The 7,150-nt window shown below is 56.5% G+C and carries 3 protein-coding genes; 1 reads left to right on the top strand and 2 read right to left on the bottom strand.

Annotated elements, in window-relative coordinates:
* Together Q0N43_RS09940 and lepA are read right to left on the bottom strand one after the other, a co-directional pair.
* Positions 1–396: ATP-binding cassette domain-containing protein (locus tag Q0N43_RS09940; protein WP_295445927.1), on the bottom strand; the 396-nt coding region annotated here is incomplete at its 3' end.
* A 110-nt stretch (positions 397–506) separates the two neighbouring features.
* Entirely contained in the window at positions 507–2,324 is a 1,818-nt protein-coding gene (gene lepA, locus Q0N43_RS09935) for a translation elongation factor 4 (protein WP_295445925.1), read from the bottom strand.
* A 588-nt stretch (positions 2,325–2,912) separates the two neighbouring features.
* Here lepA and rpoB point away from each other — a divergent pair.
* Positions 2,913–7,070, top strand: a complete 4,158-nt coding sequence (gene rpoB, locus Q0N43_RS09930) for a DNA-directed RNA polymerase subunit beta (protein WP_295445923.1) — start codon at positions 2,913–2,915, stop codon at positions 7,068–7,070.
* Positions 7,071–7,150: the final 80 nt, after the last annotated feature.

Here is a 7,150-nt window from a genome sequence, read left to right as displayed (position 1 = left end):
GACCAAAATCCGCGAAGCCCGCGCGGGCGCCGTATAGGCATCAATCGCGATCAAGCGTTCATGCACTTCGGCCATGCGGTCGGGGTCAAGCCCCTCTTGCTCGCTTTCGGCCATCAACGCCGCGCGTTCTGTATCTGCCGCCAGCACCGTGTCAAACGGCGTGGAATCGCCCGCAGGCGCCTCTTGCGCGATATAGCCGATGCGCGTGCCCTTGGGCATATCGAGGCTGCCGTCATCGGCCTCCAGCGAACCAATCATCACCTTCATCAATGTCGACTTACCCGCACCATTGCGCCCGATCAGGCCGATACGGCTGTAAGGGGGCAAGGCCGCGGTGGCGCGGTCAAGGATAGTGCGTCCGCCAAGGCGCACGGTGATACCGTTCAGATTAAGCATGCTGGGCCGCGTAGCAGAGTGGCAGCGCGCTGTCAGTCAGAGAATTGGGGTTTATTTGGGGCCTAACGCATTGGCGGTTAAAGCGGGCAATTTAAGTGAGGCGGGAAAAGTTACTCCTCCCCCATCCGCAGCGCTGCAATAAACGCTTCCTGCGGAATGCTCACATTGCCATATTCGCGCATCCGCGCCTTGCCCTTTTTCTGCTTTTCCAGCAGCTTTTTCTTGCGGCTGATGTCGCCGCCATAGCATTTGGCGGTCACGTCTTTGCGCATTGCGGCGATGGTTTCGCGGGCGATGACTTTGCCGCCGATGGCCGCTTGCACGGGGATTTTGAACAAATGGCGCGGGATGAGGTCTTTTAGGCGTTCGCACATGCCGCGGCCGCGCGATTCCGCCGTGCCACGGTGGACGATCATGCTCAACGCGTCGACCGCGTCGCCATTGACCATGATGCTCATCTTCACAAGGTCGCCTTCGCGGTGGCCGATCTGGTGATAATCGAAAGAGGCATAGCCACGGCTGATGCTTTTTAGGCGGTCGTAAAAGTCGAACACCACCTCATTCAACGGCAATTCGTAAACGATCTGCGCCCGGCCACCGACATAGGTCAGCTGCTTTTGAATACCGCGCCGGTCTTGGCATAATTTCAAGATGGAGCCGAGATATTCATCGGGGCAGTAAATCGTCGCCTGTATCCACGGTTCCTGAATTTCGTCGATGCGGTTGACGTCGGGCATGTCGGACGGGTTGTGCAGTTCCATCTCGCAGGCATCTTCGGTTTTGCTGCGGCTGAGTTGCAGCTTATACACAACGCTGGGCGCGGTGGTGATGAGGTCGAGGTCGAACTCGCGCGTTAGCCGTTCCTGAATGATCTCCAAATGGAGCAACCCAAGGAACCCGCAGCGAAAGCCAAAGCCCAAGGCGGCGCTGCTTTCGGTTTCAAAGCTGAATGATGCGTCGTTGAGGCGCAGCTTGCTGATGCTTTCGCGCAGTTTTTCAAAGTCGGCGGCGTCGGTGGGGAACAGGCCGCAGAACACCACGGGCTGCACTTCCTTAAAGCCAGGGAGCGCTTCTGCGGCGGGGCGCTTGGCATCGGTGATGGTGTCGCCGACGCGGGTTTGCGCGACTTCCTTAATCTGCGCGGTGATGATGCCAACTTCGCCAGCCGCGATTTCGGGCAGGATCTCTAGCTTTGGCCGCATACATCCGACGCGGTCGACCAAATGCTTTGTGCCGGCTGCCATGAACTGAATTTCCTGACCTTTTTTAATCACGCCGTCGATGACGCGGATCAGGATGACGACGCCCAGATAGGGGTCATACCAGCTATCGACCAACATCGCCTTCAACGGGGCGCTGCGGTCGCCCTTTGGCGGCGGGATGCGGGTGACGACCGCCTCAAGCACTTCGGCGATGCCGATGCCTGATTTGGCGCTGGTCAGGACGGCGTCGTCGGCGGGCAGACCGATGATTTCCTCAATCTCGGCCTTGACCTTGTCCACCTCTGCCGCAGGCAGATCGATCTTGTTGATGACGGGCACGATTTCATGGTCATGCTCAATGGATTGGTAAACGTTGGCGAGCGTTTGCGCCTCAACACCTTGCGCGGCGTCGACAACAAGCAACGCGCCTTCGCATGCGGCGAGGCTGCGGCTGACTTCATAGGCAAAGTCGACATGGCCGGGGGTGTCCATCAGGTTCAATTGATAGGTAAGGCCGTCGTTCGCGGTGTAATCCAGCCGCACCGTCTGCGCCTTGATCGTGATGCCGCGCTCTTTCTCAATGTCCATATTATCAAGGACTTGGCTCGTCATCTCCCGCGCGGTAAGCCCGCCCGTTTGTTGGATCAACCGGTCGGCCAGAGTCGACTTCCCGTGATCTATGTGGGCGATGATCGAAAAATTGCGGATGAGAGAAAGTTCAGTCATGCAGCCGCCCCTAGCAGGGCCGCCCCGCCCCTTCAAGCATGGCGGAAAGGCGGTAGGGGGTTATGTGCGATGGGGTGCGTGATGGGGGTGATCATCGCGCGGTCCCCCTCCCCATCGCAAGTCGATGGGGAGGATTTAGAAAGTCCCGCCCGCGCGCTATTTCAGAATAGATTTTGGGATCAAAATTGACCCGCCGATTTTATTGGCTGCGGCAATCTTGACATAAGGGATACTGGTATAGCTAATATTCCTGTCAGTGCTCAAATTGCCGGAAAAATAATTCTTTAATGTCTGTTCCGCGGATTATTCAAACAACTCAATGTTAGATACGCTGGTCCTTGCCTCCCGCTTGACCCCCGCGCCCTTGACCCCCACCCCCTACCCGCCTATAGCGCCCCCAACATCCAACCCATCGGGAATGGCCTCGTCGTCGCGCAACTTGGCTAACGTATTGATGGATATGGATTTTCACATACGCGAAACGGCTGCACGGCAGGGCTCGATTCTTCGGGGCATTGCTATGTGGCCTTTTCTTGTCTGTGGAATGGCACGCCGCGACTGACATTTCTAACTGAGGCAAAGCACCTTATGGCATCCCGTCCCGCTCCTGCGACCCTGTCGCGTCAAAAGCGTATCCGCAAAATCTTCGGTAACATCCATGAAGTTATCGACATGCCCAACCTCATTGAGGTTCAGCGCGAGAGCTATGAACAGTTCCTGCGTTCTGACCCGTCGATAGGCTATGTTTCCGGCCTTGAAAAGACGCTGCGCAGCGTCTTTCCGGTTAAGGATTTTGCCGGCACCTCGGAACTCGACTTCGTGCATTACGAACTCGAAGATCCGAAATTTGACGTTGAGGAATGCCGTCAGCGCGGAATTACTTATGCAGCGCAGATGAAGGTGACGTTGCGCCTGATCGTGTTTGAGGTTGATCCAGACACCGAGGCGCGCTCGGTCCTCGATATTAAGGAGCAGGACGTGTATATGGGCGACATGCCGCTCATGACGCATAACGGCACCTTCTTCATCAACGGTACAGAGCGCGTTATCGTCAGCCAAATGCACCGTTCGCCGGGCGTATTGTTCGACCATGACCGTGGCAAAACGCACAGCAGCGGCAAATATCTGTTTGCAGCGCGCGTTATTCCGTACCGTGGTTCGTGGCTCGACTTTGAATTTGATGCCAAGGATATTGTCAACGTCCGTATCGACCGTAAGCGCAAGTTGCCGGTCACGACATTGCTCTATTCGCTTGGTTTGAACGACGAAGAAATCCTGGGCCATTTCTACGACCGCGTGACATTTGAACGTGGCAAGGGTGGATGGAAGATTCCGTTCAATGCGGAGCAATGGCGCGCGTCAAAGCCGATGTTCGACATTGTCGATGCCAAGACGGGCGAAGTCGTATTCCCCGCCGGCACTAAGGTGACCCCGCGCGCGGCCAACAAGGCCGTGAGGGATGGCTTGACCAGCTTGCTGATCCCGACCGAAGAAATCTTTGGCCGTTATTCGGCGTTCGACCTGATCGACGAGAAGACGGGCCGGATTTATGTTGAAGCCGGTGACGAAATCACCGCCGAAAACCTCGATGCGTTGGACAAGGCCGGCATTGACAGCCTTGAGCTGCTCGACATCGACCATGTCATCACCGGTGCATGGATGCGCAACACATTGAAGGCGGACAAGGCCGAGAACCGCGACATGGCGCTCGACGCCATTTACCGCGTCATGCGTCCTGGCGAGCCGCCAACGCGTGAAACCGCAGAAGCCTTGTTTGCTGGCTTGTTCTTCGACGCTGACCGCTATGACCTCAGCGCGGTAGGCCGCGTGAAGTTGAACATGCGGTTGAACTTGGACGTCGAAGATACGCTGACGACGTTGCGGACGGAGGATATCCTCGCCGTGGTCAAGGAACTGGTAAATCTGAAGGACGGCAAGGGCGAAATCGACGATATCGATAACCTTGGCAACCGTCGTGTCCGTTCGGTCGGCGAATTGCTGGAAAACCAGTATCGCGTTGGTCTGCTGCGCATGGAGCGCGCGGTGAAGGAGCGGATGAGCTCGGTTGACGTATCGACCGTGATGCCAAACGACCTGATCAACGCAAAGCCAGCTGTTGCTGCGGTCCGTGAATTTTTTGGTTCGTCGCAATTGTCGCAGTTTATGGATCAGACCAACCCGCTTTCGGAAGTCACCCACAAGCGCCGCGTTTCGGCCCTTGGACCAGGTGGCCTCACGCGGGAGCGCGCTGGCTTTGAAGTCCGCGACGTGCACCCAACGCATTATGGCCGTATCTGCCCGATTGAAACGCCAGAAGGCCCGAACATCGGCCTGATCAACTCGCTGGCATCATTCAGCCGCGTGAACAAATATGGCTTTATCGAAACACCATACCGCAAGGTCATCGACAATAAGGTCACCGACGATGTGGTGTATCTCTCCGCAATGGAAGAGCAGAAGAACACCATCGCGCAGGCAAACGCCGAATTGAACGCCGATGGCAGCTTTGCCGAGGACCTAATTTCGTCGCGTGAAGCAGGTGAATTCCTGATGGCACCGCGTGACCAGATCACCTTGATGGACGTCTCGCCAAAGCAGCTGGTTTCGGTTGCGGCATCGCTCATTCCTTTCTTGGAAAATGATGACGCGAACCGCGCATTGATGGGATCGAACATGCAACGTCAGGCTGTGCCTCTGCTGCGTGCAGAAGCGCCGTTTGTCGGCACTGGTATGGAAGAGACCGTTGCCCGTGACTCCGGCGCGGCCATTGGCGCACGTCGCACTGGTATCGTCGACCAAGTCGATGCAACGCGTATTGTTGTGCGCGTGACTGGTGATGTCGAACCCGGCAAATCGGGCGTCGACATCTACACGCTGCAAAAGTTCCAGCGTTCGAACCAGAACACCTGCATCAACCAAAAGCCATTGGTGAAGGTTGGCGACGTGATTGAGGCCGGCGACATCATCGCCGACGGTCCTTCGACTGAACTGGGCGAACTCGCTTTGGGCAAGAACAGCCTTGTCGCGTTTATGCCTTGGAACGGATATAATTACGAAGATTCGATCCTGATCTCGGAACGTATCGTGAAGGACGATGTGTTTACATCAGTCCATATCGAAGAATTCGAAGTCATGGCCCGCGATACCAAGCTTGGACCAGAAGATATCACCCGCGATATTCCAAACGTAGGTGAAGAAGCGCTTCGCAGCCTTGATGAGGCTGGCATTGTCTACATCGGCGCAGAGGTTCACCCCGGTGACATTCTGGTCGGTAAGATCACGCCAAAGGGCGAAAGCCCGATGACGCCAGAAGAAAAACTGCTGCGCGCCATCTTCGGTGAAAAGGCCAGCGACGTGCGCGACACCTCACTGCGTCTGTCGCCGGGTGTTGCCGGTACGGTCGTTGAAGTCCGCGTCTTTAACCGTCACGGTATCGACAAAGACGAGCGCGCCATGGCGATTGAACGTGAAGAAATCGAGCGTCTTGCTAAGGACCGAGAGGACGAACGTTCAATTTTGAACCGTGCAACCTACAACCGCCTGAAAGACATGCTCATCGGCCAAACTGCAGCCGCAGCGCCAAAGGGCATCAAGAAGGGCGATGTCATAACTGAGGAAAATCTTGGTGAAGTCGAGCGATACGAATGGTGGAAAATCGCCGTTGCCGATGACAAGGTCCAAGGAGATCTTGAAGCGGTTAAGGTGCAGTATGACGATGCCGTCAAGTTGATCGTCGCGAAGTTCGAAGATCGTCGTGAGAAGCTGGAGCGGGGCGATGAGCTTGCGCCGGGCGTGCTCAAGATGGTCAAGGTCTTCGTCGCGGTGAAGCGTAAGCTGCAACCGGGTGACAAGATGGCCGGACGTCACGGGAACAAGGGTGTTATCTCGCGGATCCTGCCGCAAGAAGACATGCCGTTCCTCGCCGACGGTACACCAGTTGACATCGTGCTCAACCCATTGGGTGTGCCGTCACGTATGAACGTGGGTCAGATTTTCGAAACCCATCTTGGTTGGGCCGCACGTGGTCTGGGGATGCAAATTGGTGAGGCTCTGGAAGAGTGGCGCCATGCAAACCCGAACCCCGAAGCAGCAGCCCCGCCAGCCGTGGTGCGTGAACGTCTGGCTAAGGCTTATGGTGCAGAATATGCGGACGAGATCAAGAACCGCAGCGATGCGGACATCATTGAACTTGCCAGCAATGTCAGCACTGGCGTTCCCATGGGCACACCTGTGTTCGACGGTGCACGTGAAGCCGACGTAACAACGATGCTTCAACTTGCTGGGCTTGATGGTTCGGGTCAGTCCGACCTGTTCGATGGGCGCACGGGCGACAAGTTCGACCGCAAGGTCACAGTCGGCATCATCTACATGTTGAAACTGCATCACCTTGTTGATGACAAGATCCACGCCCGTTCGATCGGACCGTACAGCCTTGTCACGCAGCAGCCATTGGGTGGCAAGGCGCAGTTCGGTGGTCAGCGTTTCGGGGAAATGGAATGTTGGGCGCTGCAAGCTTATGGCGCGGCATACACCTTGCAGGAAATGCTGACGGTCAAATCAGATGACGTGATCGGTCGTACCAAGGTTTATGAAGCGATCGTCAAGGGTGACGACAGCTTTGAAGCCGGCATCCCCGAAAGCTTTAACGTTCTGGTTAAGGAAATGCGGTCATTGGGTCTCAATGTAGAGCTGAAGGCGCATGACTTGATCGAAGGTGACGAAGGCTTTGCCGAGGCAGCGGAATAACACTTGCTCCCCTCCCCTCCCGCAAGCGGGAGGGGAGGGGGGGGTGGGCGCGAACGTAAAGTGCGCGTGCTGCCCAAGAT

This window comes from Sphingorhabdus sp. EL138 (genome assembly GCF_945882965.1).
Lineage (GTDB): Bacteria > Pseudomonadota > Alphaproteobacteria > Sphingomonadales > Sphingomonadaceae > Sphingorhabdus_B.
This window is presented reverse-complemented; position numbering and strand designations above follow the sequence as displayed.

What these genes read in the sequence shown, in the direction of transcription:
- lepA (WP_295445925.1), bottom strand. Translation starts at nt 2,324, where the DNA reads ATGACTGAACTTTCTCTCATCCGCAATTTTTCGATCATCGCCCACATA.
- rpoB (WP_295445923.1), top strand. Translation starts at nt 2,913, where the DNA reads ATGGCATCCCGTCCCGCTCCTGCGACCCTGTCGCGTCAAAAGCGTATC.